At 57.2% G+C, this 320-nt stretch carries 1 protein-coding gene; it reads left to right on the top strand.

Annotation, left to right across the window (positions count from 1 at the left end; all coding sequences use genetic code 11):
• Window positions 1-32: 32 nt before the first annotated feature.
• On the top strand, window positions 33-320 hold a 288-nt coding region (locus SB822_RS55870), incomplete at its 3' end, for a cupin domain-containing protein (protein ID WP_410858948.1).

Genomic DNA, 320 nt, shown 5'->3' with positions numbered 1-320 from the left:
GACCAAACTTCTTTACCATCTGTCCAAATTGCGTGGATCCTTTTCTTGGCCTGATTCGGTTGCTTCGGCCGCAGGCGACTCTTTGGGCCCGCATCGACGCATCAGGACGCTGGGGCGTTTCGTTTCGTCAAAGAGACGACGTCCTGTTCTGTTGGGTACAGCGCGGAGAGTGCCTGCTTCTACGGCCAGGAATGCCACCGCTTCGTTTGAAAGAGGCGGATTTCGCGCTCATCCGAACGTCAACGACTTTCGCACTGGTTTCTGACCCGGGTGTAGAACCTCGTGACAGCGAAGAGATCGCGGCCAACGCAGGCCACACC

This window comes from Paraburkholderia sp. SIMBA_054 (assembly GCF_046534875.1).
GTDB lineage: Bacteria > Pseudomonadota > Gammaproteobacteria > Burkholderiales > Burkholderiaceae > Paraburkholderia > Paraburkholderia hospita.
Note: the sequence above shows the minus strand (reverse complement) of the source record. Positions and strands in the feature narration are given on the sequence as shown.